Source organism: Methylomonas sp. (assembly GCF_023228165.1).
Taxonomy (GTDB): Bacteria; Pseudomonadota; Gammaproteobacteria; order Methylococcales; family Methylomonadaceae; genus Methylomonas.
The window spans coordinates 126412-142996 of record NZ_JALOBS010000001.1 but is presented as its reverse complement, the minus strand read 5'-3'; the positions used below and the strand labels follow the sequence as shown (position 1 = coordinate 142996).

18 protein-coding genes are annotated in these 16585 nt (G+C 49.3%); 16 read left to right on the top strand and 2 right to left on the bottom strand.

Features of this window, described 5'->3' with window-relative positions:
- The first annotated feature begins 6 nt into the window (after positions 1-6).
- The 4 genes from M0R33_RS00630 to M0R33_RS00615 all read left to right on the top strand — a co-directional run bounded on the left by M0R33_RS00630 (position 7) and on the right by M0R33_RS00615 (position 3773).
- Positions 7-1053, top strand: coding sequence for a chemotaxis response regulator protein-glutamate methylesterase (locus tag M0R33_RS00630; RefSeq protein WP_292563507.1), 1047 nt, complete (start codon positions 7-9; stop codon positions 1051-1053).
- A 7-nt stretch (positions 1054-1060) separates the two neighbouring features.
- The gene (locus M0R33_RS00625) at positions 1061-2266 is read left to right on the top strand and encodes a methyl-accepting chemotaxis protein (RefSeq protein WP_292563504.1); all 1206 of its coding nucleotides are present in this window, start codon (positions 1061-1063) and stop codon (positions 2264-2266) included.
- A gap of 44 nt (positions 2267-2310) precedes the next feature.
- Positions 2311-2610: an STAS domain-containing protein gene (locus tag M0R33_RS00620; RefSeq protein WP_292563501.1), complete on the top strand. Its 300-nt coding sequence runs from the start codon at positions 2311-2313 to the stop codon at positions 2608-2610.
- A gap of 65 nt (positions 2611-2675) precedes the next feature.
- Positions 2676-3773: an AI-2E family transporter gene (locus M0R33_RS00615; RefSeq protein WP_292563498.1), complete on the top strand. Its 1098-nt coding sequence runs from the start codon at positions 2676-2678 to the stop codon at positions 3771-3773.
- A gap of 4 nt (positions 3774-3777) precedes the next feature.
- On the opposite strand, the gene M0R33_RS00610 is transcribed toward M0R33_RS00615, so the two are convergent.
- Positions 3778-5193, bottom strand: a complete 1416-nt coding sequence (locus M0R33_RS00610; protein ID WP_292563495.1) for a PhoH family protein — start codon at positions 5191-5193, stop codon at positions 3778-3780.
- Positions 5194-5568: 375 nt separating this feature from the next.
- Here M0R33_RS00610 and M0R33_RS00605 point away from each other — a divergent pair, with 375 nt between their 5' ends.
- The 10 genes from M0R33_RS00605 (at position 5569) to pepA (ending at position 14262) form a co-directional block, all read left to right on the top strand.
- Positions 5569-5946 (top strand): hypothetical protein, encoded by a 378-nt coding sequence (locus tag M0R33_RS00605; RefSeq protein ID WP_292563492.1) that lies wholly within the window; start codon positions 5569-5571, stop codon positions 5944-5946.
- 25 nt (positions 5947-5971) lie between these two features.
- A complete protein-coding gene (locus M0R33_RS00600) occupies positions 5972-6655 on the top strand; it encodes a tetratricopeptide repeat protein (protein WP_292563489.1) in 684 nt (227 codons plus the stop codon).
- A 15-nt stretch (positions 6656-6670) separates the two neighbouring features.
- Positions 6671-8593 carry an ATP-dependent DNA helicase gene (locus M0R33_RS00595; protein ID WP_292563487.1) on the top strand — a complete coding sequence of 641 codons (1923 nt, stop codon included), beginning with the start codon at positions 6671-6673 and terminating at the stop codon, positions 8591-8593.
- On the top strand, positions 8590-9273 hold the full coding sequence (gene tsaB / locus M0R33_RS00590) for a tRNA (adenosine(37)-N6)-threonylcarbamoyltransferase complex dimerization subunit type 1 TsaB (protein WP_292563484.1): 684 nt from the start codon (positions 8590-8592) through the stop codon (positions 9271-9273). Before M0R33_RS00595 ends, tsaB begins: the two co-directional genes overlap by 4 nt.
- A gap of 36 nt (positions 9274-9309) precedes the next feature.
- Complete coding sequence (locus tag M0R33_RS00585) at positions 9310-9933, top strand: L-threonylcarbamoyladenylate synthase (RefSeq protein ID WP_292563481.1); 624 nt, start codon at positions 9310-9312, stop codon at positions 9931-9933.
- Between the two features lie 2 nt (positions 9934-9935).
- Positions 9936-10589: a site-2 protease family protein gene (locus tag M0R33_RS00580; protein ID WP_292563478.1), complete on the top strand. Its 654-nt coding sequence runs from the start codon at positions 9936-9938 to the stop codon at positions 10587-10589.
- Between the two features lie 94 nt (positions 10590-10683).
- Positions 10684-11457, top strand: a complete 774-nt coding sequence (locus tag M0R33_RS00575) for a ScpA family protein (RefSeq protein ID WP_292563886.1) — start codon at positions 10684-10686, stop codon at positions 11455-11457.
- The gene (gene scpB, locus M0R33_RS00570) at positions 11408-12442 is read left to right on the top strand and encodes an SMC-Scp complex subunit ScpB (protein WP_366042945.1); all 1035 of its coding nucleotides are present in this window, start codon (positions 11408-11410) and stop codon (positions 12440-12442) included. The genes M0R33_RS00575 and scpB overlap by 50 nt, the downstream gene beginning before the upstream one ends.
- 22 nt (positions 12443-12464) lie before the next feature.
- A complete protein-coding gene (gene rluB, locus M0R33_RS00565; RefSeq protein ID WP_292563880.1) occupies positions 12465-13187 on the top strand; it encodes a 23S rRNA pseudouridine(2605) synthase RluB in 723 nt (240 codons plus the stop codon).
- Positions 13188-13365: 178 nt separating this feature from the next.
- Positions 13366-14262 carry a flocculation-associated PEP-CTERM protein PepA gene (pepA, locus tag M0R33_RS00560; protein WP_292563475.1) on the top strand — a complete coding sequence of 299 codons (897 nt, stop codon included), beginning with the start codon at positions 13366-13368 and terminating at the stop codon, positions 14260-14262.
- A gap of 148 nt (positions 14263-14410) precedes the next feature.
- On the opposite strand, the gene M0R33_RS00555 is transcribed toward pepA, so the two are convergent.
- Positions 14411-15217, bottom strand: a complete 807-nt coding sequence (locus tag M0R33_RS00555) for a response regulator (protein WP_292563472.1) — start codon at positions 15215-15217, stop codon at positions 14411-14413.
- A gap of 58 nt (positions 15218-15275) precedes the next feature.
- On the opposite strand from M0R33_RS00555, the gene M0R33_RS00550 reads away from it, so the two are divergent.
- Together M0R33_RS00550 and M0R33_RS00545 are read left to right on the top strand one after the other, a co-directional pair.
- The gene (locus M0R33_RS00550; protein WP_292563470.1) at positions 15276-15842 is read left to right on the top strand and encodes a DUF447 domain-containing protein; all 567 of its coding nucleotides are present in this window, start codon (positions 15276-15278) and stop codon (positions 15840-15842) included.
- Entirely contained in the window at positions 15839-16579 is a 741-nt protein-coding gene (locus M0R33_RS00545; protein WP_292563467.1) for a (5-formylfuran-3-yl)methyl phosphate synthase, read from the top strand. The genes M0R33_RS00550 and M0R33_RS00545 overlap by 4 nt, the downstream gene beginning before the upstream one ends.
- Positions 16580-16585 lie beyond the last annotated feature (6 nt).

The window sequence follows — 16585 nt, the reverse complement described above, 5'->3', positions numbered from 1 at the left end:
ATGCATATGGAAAAGGTAAAGCTGTTGATAGTGGATGACTCGGCCTTAATCAGACAAATGCTAACGCGGATATTTAGCGAAACCGAGGATATTGAAGTGGTCGGAACCGCTAGCGATCCGCTTATTGCCAGAGATAAAATTAAAGCGTTAAACCCGGATGTGTTGACCTTGGATGTCGAAATGCCGCGTATGGACGGGTTGACGTTTTTACGGAATTTAATGCGGCTAAGGCCTATGCCGGTGGTAATGATTTCTACCTTGACCGCCAAGGGTGCTGAAGTAACGCTTGAAGCATTGGCGTTGGGGGCGGTGGATTTCGTTGCTAAACCCAAAGCGGATGTGCCAAAAGCTTTGGAAGAATATGCTGATGAAATTATAAATAAAGTACGCATGGCCGCTAAAGCTAAAGTTAAAGCCTTGGAAGTAGCAGTGCTTGGTTTATCTGCTGTGCAGGTTCAGTCGAAACCCAGCAGGCACTTTAAAACGACCGATAAAATTGTCGCGGTAGGGTCTTCAACGGGTGGGACCGAGGCCATTAAGCAAGTCGCAAAAATGTTGCCCGCCGATGCTCCGGCCATGGTAGTTACACAGCATTTACCGGTTGCGTTTAGTTTATCGTTTGCCAAGCATATCGATGAGGCGGGGCCGATGTATGCCTGTATCGCCACCGATGGTCAATTGATCTTGCCGGGTAATATTTATATTGCCCCTGGCGATAAACATTTGCGGGTGGCTCGGGACGGTGCCCGCTACATTTGTCGTCTGGACGACGGGCCTCCAGTCAATAGACATAAGCCTTCCGTGGAAGTTTTGTTTGAATCCGTGGCTGAAAATGTTGGTAAGAACGCCATCGGCGTTATGCTGACCGGCATGGGAGCCGACGGCGCTAAAGCCATGTTGCAAATGCGCGATGCCGGGGCTTACAACATCGTTCAGGATGAATCTTCATCTGTTGTTTGGGGGATGCCGGGAGAGGCATTTAAGCAAGGGGCGGCGCATCAGGTTTTACCCTTGGATAATATCGCTGCGCGCATAATGTCGTTAATCAATTGATACCAATATGACTAAATTTATAATAATTAACCGCGGCTTGCTGATATTCACACTGTTGCTGGTATTGTCACCACTTGTATTGCCAGCCGGGTTCGAGGTTTGGTTACTCGTTCTGCTGATTGCCTTGCTATGGATAAGAAAGGCCTTTGTTTTACATTTAGAGCTGCAAAAGGTTGCTGAGCTTAAATTAAGCAAGCCGGACGAAGAGAATTTGAATCGTTGTATCGATCGCTATGTGGCAGGTTTAAACCAATGTTTGGGCGAAGAAACACGCCATTTCAATAATGACCTGCAACAGCTCAAGTCCATGGTGGCGGATGCGGTAAAAACGATGTCCAATAGTTTCAATAGTTTGCACCACTTGACGTCTGATCAGTCCAGTATTGTTCATACCCTGGTCAACGATTTGGATAGTTCGACTGTCAAGAAAGAAGGGTCTATGAGTTTTCAGCAGTTTGCCGAGGAAACCGATACGGTTCTGCGATTTTTCATTGATCACGTATTGCAAATTAGCAAGCAAAGTATGGAAATGGTCGGTGTCATTAATGACGTAGGTTCCAACATGGCACGTGTGGAAAAATTGTTGGTAGATGTGCAAAAAATTGCCGACCAAACCAATTTATTGGCGCTGAATGCGGCAATTGAGGCCGCCCGTGCCGGTGAAGCGGGCAGAGGCTTTGCAGTGGTTGCGGATGAGGTGCGGAATTTATCCAAAAACTCCGATAAATTTAGTGAAGAAATTAAGACCGTGGTAAATGCATCCAAAAATAATATTCATCAGGCTCAATCCATAATTGAAATGATGGCGTCCAAGGATATGAATATTGCCATCAGCTCTAAAGATAAAATCGACGGCATGATGACCGCTATTACCTTAATCAATCAAAGAGTATCAAAAAGCATTGCGACGGTATCCCAACTCACCGATAACGTTGGAATAACGGTCAATGATGCGGTTAGAGGTCTGCAATTTGAAGACATGTGTCGGCAATTGATAGAGTTTTTACAGACGAACACTCAACATTTTCAAGCCATGGCTGATGAAGTGGCTATCGGCATGGGGGTGTTTAAAACCACGGATAGTTCCAATTGGGAGCATCAATTGAATGAAGGCATCAAGCGCTTGCAGGCAATGCAGGGGCAGTGGCGGGCGCAGGGTGCTAAAGTTGTATCGCAGTCTACAGTAGAAGAAGGCGATGTTGAGTTATTCTAAATGGATAATTTAATCGCGCGTCATCAAGTCCACGGGAGTAATAAATGAGTTTCGAGACAAAAATCGAGTCGGATATTCTGCATATTCAGATCGCCGGTCGGTTTGACTTTAGTTTACACCAGGAGTTTAGGGGGGCTTTGAATCAGTTCAACTCGGATATTAAAAAGATAGAGGTCGATTTGTCCAAGACGAATTATTTAGATAGTTCCGCATTGGGCATGTTGCTGATTTTGCGTGATAAGGTGGCCGGTAGCAAAGATGCGGTTGTTATTAAAGGGGCGGCAGCCGAGGTAAAAAAAGTCCTCCAAATTGCTAATTTTGATAAGCTTTTCACCTTTATATAATTTGCACTCTTTTTTAGCCCGTCAACAAATCATAAATCAGCCTGTTTTCAGGCCATAAAGTATAAATGAGTAAACAAACCAATTTTTCTAATCTTGATTTTGTCAGGGACTTTTTTCATCGATTTTTACCCAATTCGCAAGTTGTCTCGTTAGCCATTAGTCTCATGGTCGGCTCAGTATTGATATACTGTTTGTCCGGCCTATTAATGCCGGTATTTGCTTCAATTATTCTCGCCTACCTGCTTGAAGGCCTGGTAGGAAAAGCTGAACGCAGGTTAGTGCCTAGAATTATTGCCGTGCATGTGGTGTTTTTTGCATTTTTAACCATATTGGGTTTTGTGTTATTCGTGCTGGTCCCCATGGTGTCGGAACAAACCGTACAATTGGTACAGCGCATTCCCGAAATGGTGTCCAGCGCCCAAAGCCAGATCATGCGCTTACCGGAAATATATCCGGAATTTATTACTCAAGCGCGCATCAGGGAAATCATGTTTTCCATTCAGCAGGACTTGTTGAAATATGGACAAGATGTCATTTCGGGGTCGGCGCAATCGTTTGCGGGTTTGTTGGCGGCGGTTATTTATTTGTTCCTGGTGCCGATGATGGTGTTTTTCTGCCTGAAAGACAAAGATTTATTAATAGGTTGGTTCGCCCAGTTTTTCCCTCGGGATATGTCGCTGACCATGCGAGTCTGGCAGGAAGTGGACTCACAAATCGCTAATTATGTCAGAGGTAAATTTGTCGAGGTTTTTATTCTGTGGGCTGCCAGTTACCTGACTTTCTCAATGCTGCATTTAAACTATGCCATGCTGTTGGCCGTATTGATGGGCTTGTCGGTGGTTATTCCCTACGTGGGGGCGACGTTGGTAACTTTTCCGGTATTGGGGGTTGCCTATGTGCAATGGGGGGTCAGCGGGGGCGACGAATTCATGTATGTGTTGATTGCTTATTCCGTGATCCAGGCAATCGATGGGGTAGTCCTGGTTCCCTTGCTGTTCTCGGAAGCTGTCAATCTACATCCCATTGCGATTATCGTGGCAATTTTATTTTTTGGCGGCTTGTGGGGATTTTGGGGGGTGTTCTTCGCCATTCCGCTGGCCACGCTGGTTAAAGCCGTAATAACCGCATGGCCGCAGGCGGGCGAGGTCTCAGCGGATTTATAACGGCTTATAAGTTATCCGACGCATAATCGGCCAGGCGCGAGCGCTCGCCCCGTTTCAAGGTAATGTGAGCGCTGTTTTCCCAGCCTTTGAAACGATCCACCACATAAGTCAAGCCTGAGCTGGTGGCGGTGAGATAAGGCGTATCAATTTGCGACAGGTTGCCGATACAGATGATTTTAGTGCCCGGACCGGCTCGGGTAATCAGGGTTTTCATTTGTTTAGGCGTCAGGTTTTGCGCTTCGTCAATGATCAAATACCGGTTTAAAAAGGTGCGTCCGCGCATGAAGTTCAGCGAGCGGATCTTGACCCGGTTCATCATCATATTTTGCGACGCTCCTTGTTCCCAGTCGGTAGTACCGGAACGGCTGCCAAGTAATTCCAGGTTGTCCATCAAAGCACCCATCCAAGGTGCCATTTTCTCCTCTTCGGAACCGGGCAAGAAGCCGATATCTTCCCCTACCGGCATGGTTTCCCGGGTCATGATGATTTCCAGAAAGGCTTTGTGTTCCATCGTTAAGGATAAGCCGGCCGCCAAGGCCAATAAGGTCTTTCCGGTGCCGGCAGCGCCTAACAGGGTAACAAAATCAATGTCGGGATCAAGCAGCGCGTTTAAGGCGAAATTTTGTTCGCGGTTTTTGGCCGTGACCCCCCAAACGCTATGATGTTTGGTGCGAAAGTCCCGGGCCAGTTGCAAGACGGCTGTTTCCCCGTCGCAGGTTTTGACGACCGCTTCGAAGCCGGACACATCGTCAATATACAGAAATTGATTAGGGTACCAGTCGGCGACGTGCGGGCCGTGGATGCGGTAGTAAGTTTGATTGTTTTCCTGCCAGGACTCCATCTTGCTGCCGTGTTCTTCCCAAAAGTCAGCTTCCAAGGCAGTGGAACCGCTATACAGCAAATCGATGTCTTCTATGGTCTGATCATTGTGATAATCCTCGGCATTGATCTGCAGCGCAGCGGCTTTGATACGCATGTTGATGTCTTTGGAAACCAGAATGACATTCACCTCCGGGTATTCTTTGCTGAGTGCCAGCACGATGCTCAAAATCGAATTGTCGGCAATCTGGCCGGGTAAATCGTCGGGTAGCAGGTGTTTTAATTGCCGGGTCTGAAAATATAGGCGGCCGGGAGATTCGTTGTTACTTCCGCTGGGACCGTGTTCGATGCGCGATAGCGGCAGTCCTTCATTAATAGTGCGCTGGTCGGCATCGCGTATCAGTTCGTCCATAAACCGGCTGACTTGGCGTACGTTGCGCGATACGTCCGAAATTCCTTTTTTGGCGTGATCCAGTTCCTCCAATACCACCATTGGAATAAACAGGTTGTGTTCCTGAAAGCGGAAAATAGAAGCGGGATCATGCATTAATACATTGGTATCCAGCACGAACAGTTTTTTGGTAGTGGAATGAATATTCATGGCGTCCTTGGGAAACTAGGTCAAAGTGTTGCTATTAAGCGTAAGCCTTTAAGTATTTCTACTCCATATGCCGAGTTGGCGTCAACCCGGGCGGATACTCGATTGAGATTGGTCCGCACTAATGTGGATGTGGTTTGTATTGGTGTGGTAATTACAATAGAATGCCGCGTTGGCAAATGGTGCAGTATGTCTTTTTTAAATCAGTTTTTGGTATCCAGTAATGATTAGTTCAGGTTCGGTCGGATTCGGATTGGAGCCAAATCCGGGAAACCGTCAAACTGTTGGTTGTTTCCGCGGTCCAGGTTGAAGGGAGCATGAGAATCGGCGATCAGTCCGTGAATGTGTTGCTGCCATCTTTATGAAATGGCGGCTGATATGAACGCTATTCAAAGCCTTTTGGCCAGATTAGAACCCAGTGAGCAGCGGGATGCGGCATTAGGTCATTGCTCGGCAACCCGGGAAAAAATCCGCTCGTCCATTGCGGCGTTTCAATTCCATGATCGCTTTCAGCAGCGTTTACAGTACGTGTCGGTTGGGCAAAATGGCATATCCGCCAGCATAGAAAATCCTTATCGGTTATATAATCCGGCTGAATGGCACGGGTTTCAGCAAGACATACCTGGGCGCCACACCATGGCAACCCAAATAATCATGTTCGATGCGATCCCTCAGGGTAAAAGCATTGAAGAGGCGTTGGCATCGGCAACAAATTTCGATGGCAAATCGGCTGAAGACGATATCGAACTCTTTTAATAGTTATAAGCATCTTAAGTTTTAAATGAACAATAAAGTCCTGTTATACCTTTTTCCTGCTGTGCTTTTGGCTACGGGTTGTAGCACCGTTTACGAACAACCGCCCAAGCCGGTAGCTAAAATCGTTAGGCCCAAGCCGTTACCTCCTCGTGCGCCCGCCCAAAGACCGCAAGCTTATTCGACTAAAAAACAGCTGCCGGGTACGGCGACTTACCCAATAGATGACGGTAAGAACAATTTCAAAGTCGAGCCCAGTCTACCTGCAATTCAAGCGGAACCGCTGATTCCGCAGATAGACGGGGCCCCCGTGCCGGGCGCTATTGCAACAATGCCGGCACTGCCAGCCTTTGCCGTCGAAGAGGCCCGTATACCCACAGGCACGCCACCCGCGGTATTGGCGTTATTGACCGAGGCCGATCGCAATCGTGCATCGGGTAATTTGGATGCGGCGGTGGTTTCCACGGAACGAGCTCTGCGGATTGATTCACGCAACCCCACGCTTACCTACAAATTGGCTCAACTCAGGATCAAGCAAAATAAACCGCAACTGGCGGAAGAATTGGCAGGTAAGGCCGCGCTATTGGCTGGTAGCGATCTTGATCTAAAACGCAAAAGTTGGTTGTTGATTGCCGAAGCCCGGCGGATGCAACAAAACTATCAAGGCGCCAAAGACGCTAAAGCCAAGTCGGAAAGTTTTTTCGGTCGTTGATGGCGCAAATTTTCCGTGATTGAGCTTAGCGAGATATTCGGCAGTGACGGTGCGCTGGCAAGTGTCATATCGGCCTATTCGCCGCGCGCCGGACAGATTGAAATGGCGCAATCAATCGCTGATGCCATTGAAAGTCAGCAGCATTTGATTGCCGAAGCCGGCACGGGCACCGGTAAAACCTTTGCGTATCTGATTCCGGCGATTTTGTCCCGTAAAAAGGTCATCGTTTCCACCGGCACCAAAAATTTGCAGGATCAATTGTTCAATAAAGACCTGCCGTTGATCCGTAAAGCGCTGCCGCGCGTCCCGTTCAAAGCCAGCTTGTTGAAAGGCCGTGCCAATTATTTATGTACTTACCGGTTGGAACAAGCCTTGACTGCGGCGTTTGGCTACAGCAAGGAAGATGCTGCTGCCCTGGCGCAAATTAAAGCCTGGTCCAAACGCACTAAAGCCGGCGATGTTTCCGAGGTAGTGGATGTGCATGAAGGCGACCCGGTGTGGTTTCATGCCACCTCTACCGCCGATAATTGTCTGGGGCAGAACTGCCCGGATTATGCCGATTGCTTTTTAACCAAGGCCCGTAAACAGGCGCAGGAAGCCGAAATCGTTGTGGTTAATCATCATCTGTTATGCGCCGACTGGTCTATACGCGAAATCGGTTTCGGTGAATTACTGCCCGATGCCGAAGTGGTTATCATCGACGAGGCACACCAGCTGGCCGACACGGCTTCCAATTTTTTGGGTGTTACGCTCAGCGGCAAGCAATTGACCGATCTAGCCGACGATACACTGGCCGAATATTTTGCCGATGCGAAGGATATGCCGGATTTGCGGACCGCCTGCGAAGATCTGCAATTGGAAGTCAAGGATATGCGTTTGGCGTTTGGCCTGGAATTGCGCCGCGGCGACTGGCGGGACATTGAAGCCAATCCCAAGCTTGCCGGAGCTTTGGAGTCTTTACAGAAACAACTGGCCCGGCTGACTAACCAACTGGAACGTGCTTCGGTGCGCAGCAAAGGCCTGGAGTCTTGTTTCGATAGGGCGGAAACGCTGGATATGCAGCTGGAAACCCTGATCAAGGATAAGGACGGACAGTGGATCAAATGGTACGAAACCTACAGCAAGTCGTTTACCCTCAGCCGCACGCCGTTGGATATCGCCAAAGAGTTTCGCGGCTTTATGGCCCGGCATAAAGCCAGCTGGATTTTTACTTCGGCAACCTTGAGTGTTGCAAACAATTTCGTGCATTTTTCTAAAAGCTTGGGTTTAAGCAGTGAATTAGGCCGTAGCTGGGAGAGTCCATTCGACTATCCCAATCAGGCCTTGTTTTATCACCCCAAGGGGCTGCCGCAACCCAGTGATCCGGACTTTACCGACAAAATAGTTGAGTTCGCCTTGCCGGTTTTGGAGGCCAGTCGCGGCAGAGCGTTTTTCCTGTTTACCAGTCACCGTGCCTTACAGCGTGCGGCACAGCTGCTGGAGGGCAAAATTGATCACCCATTGCTGGTGCAAGGCAGTCGTTCCAAAGGCGTCTTGTTGGATCAGTTTAAAGAATTGGGCAATGCGGTACTGCTGGCAACCGCCAGCTTCTGGGAAGGCGTGGATGTGCGCGGGGACGCCTTGTCTTGCGTGATTATCGATAAGCTGCCGTTCGCCTCCCCGGGCGATCCGGTCTTGAAAGCCAGGATGAATGCCCTGGAGAAGCAAGGCCGCAATCCGTTTTTCGAGCATCAATTGCCCACCGCCATCATCATGCTGCGGCAAGGCGTGGGGCGATTGATTCGTGATGTCAACGATAGAGGGGTGTTGATGGTGTGTGATCCGCGGCTGTTGAAAAAGTCCTATGGACAACTGTTTTTGGATAGTGTGCCGGCCATGAAACGCAGTCGGGATATTGAGGATGTGCGGCGTTTTTTCGCCAGCGAGGAACAGCATTGAAATTATTGGCAGTAGAAACCTCCACCGATGCCTGTTCGGCGGCTTTGTTTATCGATGGCGAGATCAGGGAAAAATTCGAACTGGCGCCGCGCGAGCACACCAAGCTGATATTGCCGATGATAGACAGTCTGATGGCCGATGCGCAGTTAAGGCCCCAGCAACTGGATGCCGTGGCGTTGAGTCGCGGTCCGGGCTCATTTACCGGTGTGCGCATTGCTACGGGCGTGGCGCATGGCATCGCCTTTGGCGCCGATATTCCGGTGGTACTGGTATCCACGCTGGCGGCCATCGCCCAGGATTTTTTCAATCGGCGGCCGGAGGATGTGGCGTTTACCGCCATGGACGCCCGCATGAATGAAATTTTTTGGGGCGTTTATCAACGCAATGCGCTGGGTTTGGCGGTTTTGCGGGGCGACGAGGCGGTCACGCCAGCCGGCGAAGCGCTTTATCCGGAGTTGAAGGGGGCGGGGGTGGGTTCCGGCTGGGCCGTGCATGGCGAAATTTTGACAGCCCGTTTGGGTACACGCCTGCAAAGTATCGATAGCGAGGTCTGGCCGCGCGCCACCTGTATTGCGCAATTGGGCGCTTATGATTTTGCCAACGGTCTGGCTGTGCCGGTCGAACAGGCCATGCCGGTCTATTTGCGCGACAAAGTCGCTAAAAAGCAGTCGGAAAGATAAGGTACAATGCTTTTTATTTATGCCTTATAACCGCACATGGCCGAATTTCTGGAAATCCACCCGCAAAATCCACAACCACGATTAATTCAACAAGCGGTTAATATCATTCGTAATGGTGGGGTTATCGTTTACCCAACCGATGCGTCCTATGCGCTGGGTGCGCAAATCGGCGATAAACAGGCCATGGATACGATACGGCGTATTCGCCGTTTGGACGATAATCATAATTTCACCTTGCTGTGTAACGATCTGTCGCAAGTGTCGACCTTTACCAAAATGGGTAATGATGCTCACCGGTTGATCAAGACCCTGACCCCGGGCCCGTTTACCTTTTTATTGGATGCAACCCGCGAAGTACCCCGCAGATTGCAACACCCCAAAAAGAAAACCATCGGTGTGCGGATTACCGATAACAATATCGCCCGGGCTTTACTGGAACAATTGGGCGAACCCTTGCTGACCACGACCATGATTTTGCCGGGGCAAGATGAAGCCATGGCCGATCCGTATGATATTCGTCAAAAACTGGACCGCGAACTCGATTTAATCATCGATGGCGGCATTATCGACTACAAGCCGACCACCGTGATCGCCTGCACGGATAATGTGATCGAGATTGTCAGGCAGGGTATTGGCCTAGCCCCCATGCTGGAGAACTGAATATGATGGACGAACTAACGCTGATGCAACGCATTGCAGTTTGGATTTTGCCGGTAATTTTTGCCATTACCGTGCATGAAGTAGCGCACGGCTGGATGGCTAAACAGTACGGCGATAAAACCGCCGATCAGCAAGGTCGGCTGACCTTAAATCCGCTGAAACATATCGATCCGGTTGGTACTATTATCGTGCCCGGTTTATTGTTGATTACCTTTACCGGCTTTATTTTTGGTTGGGCCAAACCCGTGCCGGTGGACGCACGTAATTTCAAAAATCCTAAAAAAGCCATGATGATAGTGGCATTGGCCGGGCCTTTGTCGAATCTGCTGATGGCCATCGCCTGGGCCTTGCTGATACGTATTGGGGTTGCCATTGATATGGAATTTGTTTCCATGCCGTTGATTTATAGCGGGGTGGCGGGTATCACCATAAATTTGGTGCTGGCGCTGATTAACATGCTGCCCATCCCGCCATTGGATGGTAGTCGGATTCTGTCCGGCTTGTTACCCGACTATTGGGCCTGGCGCTATAATAAATTGGAACGTTGGGGTTTTTTGATTCTGCTGGTGCTGTTAGCGACCAATATGTTGAGTATGATTTTGGGCTATCCCTTGTATTATGCTCAGCAAATGTTTTTTAGTTTGGCTGGATTATGAGTGGGTTTAACCATCGTGGGAAGCTACCGCGCTGTCTGTTGTGAATATTGACGTATTGGAATCCCAGGTGGAAAGTCCGATTCCGCGCTTGGCAATGGTGCAAGGACAGCCCTATCAGGATTTGCCGGATGATTTATATATCCCGCCCGATGCGCTGGAAGTGTTTCTGGATGCCTTTGAAGGACCGCTGGATTTGCTGTTGTATTTGATTAGGCGCCAGAATCTGGATATTCTGAATATTCCCATTGCCCAGATTACCCGGCAATATATAGCCTACATCGACATGATGGACAACTTGCGCCTGGAATTGGCTGCGGAGTATCTGGTGATGGCGGCCTTACTGGCGGAAATCAAATCCCGTATGCTGTTGCCGCGGCAGCCGGAAAGCGAAGAGGAAGAAGAAGATCCGCGAGCATTTTTGATTCGCAAACTGCAGGAATACGAAGCCATCAAGAAAGTTGCCGAAGAAATCGATTTGTTGCCGAGAAATGAACGCGATACTTTCGAAGCGATGGTCGATGTCTCCGCCGTGACTGTTCAACAAGCGTTGCCCGATATACAGCTCAAGGAATTGCTACTGGCATTTCAGGATGTGTTAAAACGTGTCGAGCAACTCAGTCATCATCAAATAACCAAAGAGCCCTTATCAGTCCGTGAACGAATGGCAGCCATTTTGGAAAAACTTAACGGAGCAAATCAGCTCCCTTTCCCAGCGTGTTTTACCGGAAGTGAAGGAAAAAACGGGGTGGTTGTCGCGTTTCTTGCCATCCTTGAACTCTCCAAGGAGCGAATCGTCGATATCATCCAGCCCGAGCCCTATGCCGGCATTTACATCAGAATCCGCGCTAACGGCAGTAGCGGCGATTGACGAAGTTCGCCCTGAAGTCCTATTAGAATTAGAAAATGTTGTTCCGGACCATAAACCCAAGCCCCGTAAGCCCAGAACCAAACCCGTACCGGTTATTACCGTGGTGCAAGCCAGAAAAGCCGCAGTCCGATTCCCGGAAATCTGGACAATTGAATTACGGGACAGACCTCACCGCTCAAAGTCCGTGCCGATGCGGCGACCGGTTACCCGCCTACCCGCAATCTGGGCGGATAAACTGCGCGCTAACCTGGCTACGCCCCTGATTACTGAGCACCAACCAACGTTATCCGAGTCATCGATAGAGTTCGACGTGAATATCAAACGCATCGTAGAAGCCATTTTGTTTGCCGCCAATAAACCGATGACGATCAAACAAATTCAAGAAACCTTTCCTGAATTGGAGCAACCGGACACCCTGGAAATCCAAACGGCGCTAGAGACGATTGCCCAAGATTATCTAACCCGGCCCATTGGTTTAAAAAAATTAGCCAGCGGTTACCGTTTCCAGGTTAGAGAGGGTCTGGCGCCTTGGCTGACGCGTTTGTTCGAAGAAAAGCCGCCCCGGTATTCCCGTGCGCTACTGGAAACCTTATCCATCATTGCTTACCGCCAGCCCGTGACGCGCGGCGAGATTGAAGATATTCGAGGTGTCGGTGTCAGTTCCAGTATTATTCATACCTTATTGGAGCGCGAATGGATACGTGTTATTGCACATAAGGAAGTGCCCGGTCGCCCGGCTTTATACGGCACCACCAAACAATTTCTGGATTATTTCAATTTATCGTCGCTGAATGAATTGCCGACCTTGGAAGAAATTAGCCATCTGGATTTCAGTAACGAAACACCGCAGCAGGAACCCCGTGAAAGATCGCAAACCGACCTCGCCGAAACCCAAATCCTCCGTCAAGCCGCAGAGCCGGAAGCCGACTCCGTCCAGCAGGCCGCAATCGAAGCCGGTAACAGCGACATTAGAACACTCCACTAAACCGGCCGATGGTGGCGAACGGATTCAGAAATTATTGGCGCGAGCGGGCCTGGGTTCGAGACGAGAAATCGAACGCTGGATAGAAGAGGGTAAACTCACCGTTAACAACCAGCCTGTGCAACCCGGATATCACCTAAAGCCCGGCGATTATTTGCAAATCAACGGACGGGTGGTGAAATGGGAAAAATACGCCGAGCAGCCGACCCGGGTATTGGTGTATCACAAACCGGTTGGCGAATTAGTGACTCGTCGGGATCCCGAGGGGCGGCCGGTAATATTTACCCAATTGCCGCGGTTGGCCGTGGGGCGATGGATTGCGGTTGGCCGCTTGGATATTAATACTTCCGGCTTGATATTGGTAACCAATAACGGCGAACTGGCCAATCGATTAATGCATCCTTCCCGGCAAGTCGAACGCGAATACGCCGTGCGCATTTTGGGTGAAGTGGATGAAGCTATGATGGAAAGGCTACGCAGCGGCGTGGAGTTGGAGGATGGACCCGCTCATTTCGATGAAGTGCGTTTTTACGCCGGCGAAGGCGCTAATAAATGGTTTTATGTTACGGTCAAGCAAGGCCGCAATCGGCTGGTTAGACGTTTATGGGAATCGCAAGGGGTAAAAGTCAGCCGTCTGATACGCGTGAGGTATGGTGATGTGGCTTTGCCGGAAAAAATCAGGTCGCATTCGTTCTATGAGTTGGAGGCAACGGAACTTCAGCTACTGATGACGTTCGTTGGGCTTTAATTATCCCTTCGGCTATCATTGCGACGATAGTCTGTCAACAAACTTAATAGTGCCATAACAGAATCTTAATTGTTTTGTCATGTTTTTTAGGCAATAATGCGCTTGAAACAATCCGTGACTAATCAGTCGCGTTTTATTTCGCTACGAGATTTCTCTATAAGTTAAAGGAATACCTAATATGAACAGATTTTTCATGAAAAATACGGTTGCAAAGTGTTTGTTATTGGTAACAGGAGCGTTGATAGCTGGGCCGGCCGCATATGCTAGCAACTGGGTTGGTACGGCGGACTACTCGGTTGCACCCGGTGCTACGGGTGACGAAGCTAGTGTGGGGCCGTTCGACACATACGATTTCGGCCCCGGTATCGGCTTAGTAAAACCCGATACTACCGTAGCCGCAGGCAATACTTTTTCCGGTTTTTTTCAAACCGTAGTGACTAGTCATATTTTAGATGGCACCGCACTCAACGTAGGGCAGCTTGATGTGTCGGGCGGCACTAATTTTAACGGTACAGGTAACGGGTTCGAACTTACAGTGCGCTCTTCTTTTACCGGTCAATTCACCAATGTTTCCGCGAGTTCGCTAGATATAATTATCACAGGCGGTACAGCTAATCTCTATTTTGACAGCAATCCTAATTACAGTTTCGCCAACGATTTAGGTTTTGCTGACGGCGCATCCATTCTTACCGGCAGCATCACCGGAGGGGTAGGTTCGATTTTTGCGCCAGCGGTAATCGGTGTCGGCTTCGAGCAAATTGATTTGGATTTTTCCGGGGTTTTCGGTAACTTTAATGCAAATGTCTACGAGCCCGATACTATCAATGGCGGGTCGGCGTTGTTTTCGGTAAAAGTAAAAACGCCATTAAACAACACCCCAATCATTAATCAGGTCGCAACTGGGGATAATACTGTAGGCGGTATTAGTGCCACGGGGGGGCAGCTTTTCGAGCTGGATGGACAAATGCAATTAACAGCCGTTCCACTTCCTGGTGCCGCATGGTTGTTCTTAAGCGCAATGATGGGCTTTTTGGCTGTCGGCAGAAAGAACCGGAGTGTCTCTATTTTTGCCTAAAGATTTTTTCGAGCATATTGCTAGAAAAATCGGCAAGAATGACGCGACCGCTTATACTTTTTGAGGGAAGGTTTGAAACCTTCCCTTTTTTATGTTGTCGGTTCCGCGTGGCTTCATAAGGGCATAATTTTATAAACTATTGGGTTATCTAATCCGCCTCGAATACCCGAAATAACATTTCCTTGACGGTCTGTGGATCGAACGGCTTATCGCAAATCCCGGAAACTCCCGCTTTGTAAACGTTACTCAAGCGGGTTTCATTGTCTTCGCTGGTTACCATCAGGATCGGAATAATAGCATTGTCCAAATCCTTGCGAATATATTGGATCATGGCCTGACCATCCATAATCGGCATATTCAAATCGGTGACAATCAAGTCAAAGGCATCCTGATCCCGGGCGAATAACTCGGCGCCTTTTTGACCATCTACAGCTTGGGTAATCTGTTGAATACCCATATTGTTCAATACCCGGCAAATATGCTTTCTGGCTAAATTACTGTCGTCGACCACCAATACCCGTACATTTCTAATGTCGTAATGTTCCAGATCGATTTCCTGAGGGTCGATGTATTCAATGGTCGCCCGCAAGGCGTTTTTTAAATCCTGATGGGCAAACGGCTTGGGCAGAATGGCGACAACACCGGCCTGGCGAATGGCATCCAAAATCTGAAAGCTGGATTCGCTGGAGATCAGCATGAACGGAATTTGGCTCAAGGATTCATCGTGTTTAATTTGCCCGATCAATTCAATAGCGGTCATGTCGGGCAAGTAAAGACTGCTGATAATTAAATCAGGGCGGTGGTGTTGTAGACTATTGATAGCATCCTTACCGCTGACTACCCCCTCTATATTAGCGACGCCCTCGTTAAGCAAATGCTGCAGAATGACCTTGAGCTGGGTATTTGAAGGTTCGATAAGCAAAATAGCCAAATCGCAGATGTTGACGGAGTGCATGTAGTGGTATTCTGATAGTTTGTGATTAAAGAAATATTTTCGAGTTTACCGTTTTTAGATGATACAAGAAACCATAGTAACCAGCATAAGCGCATTAGGTACAGTACATATTGCACCCATGGGTGTTCATGTGGAGGCGGATAACTTCGTTATTCTGCCATTCAAACCTTCCGTTACCTTAAATAATATCTTGGCAACGGGCCATGCGGTCCTGAATCATTGTGATGATGTGCGAATATTTGCCGGTTGTCTTACCGGGCGGCGGGATTGGGGGTTAAAACCCTGCAAAAGCATTTCAGGGTATTATCTTGCCGATACGCTGACCCATATCGAATTATCCATGCGCCAATTGGAAGACGACCCCATTCGTCCCAGACTGGTTTGTACTGCTGACTATATGCACGCACATAGACCCTTTCAAGGTTTCAATCGAGCCCAGTTCGCGGTTCTGGAAGCGGCGATTTTGCTCAGTCGCCTCGATAGGCTGCCGTGGCGGAAAATTCAAACCGAACTGGCCTATCTACGGATAGCAGTGGATAAATGTGCCGGCGACCGTGAACTCGAAGCCTGGGGCTGGTTAATGCAGGCCATGGAGGAGCATAAACAAGGAACGGTGGCGTCATGAATGGCATGTTGGCCAGCGTCAGCAATCTGGACGAGGCGTTGCTGATGCAGACGTTTAGTGTCGATATAGTCGATTTGAAACAACCCACCCAAGGGGCATTAGGAGCATTGCCTGTGTCCGAGGTCGCGGCAATCGTCTCCCGCTTGAGCGGTCGAAATGTTATCAGTGCCACGGTGGGTGATTTACCTATGCAGGCCGATTTGTTGGTTGCTGCAGTGCAAGCGATGGCTGGCACGGGCGTCGACTATGTCAAAATCGGCTTTTTCCCTGGCGGCGACTGGCAAGCTTGCATGGATGGACTTGTCACTTTGGCGCAAAAGCATCGCTTGATTGCGGTGTTATTTGCCGATACTCGGCCCGATATGGCCACGATTCATGCGTTACGGTCAGCGGGTTTCGCCGGCGTTATGCTGGATACCATGGATAAAAACCTGGGTTCATTGACGCAGTTGATGACGTTATCCGAATTGGCCCAGTTTGTGGGGTTTGGTAAAGCGGCGGGTTTATTGACGGGGCTGGCAGGGTCGCTGACTCAAGCCGATATACCCGGACTGCTCCCCTTGCAGGCGGATTATCTGGGTTTTAGAGGCGCTCTTTGTCGTCAACATTGTCGAACGGCCCAACTGGATGCGGGTAGGATCATGCAAGTCAGGCTATTGCTGTCGGATGCGGGTAGGCTAAGTAGGTCAGAGAATTTACAGTCTCGGCGCGCCGAGCTGAACGTAATAGTCGGTTAAGCGTAA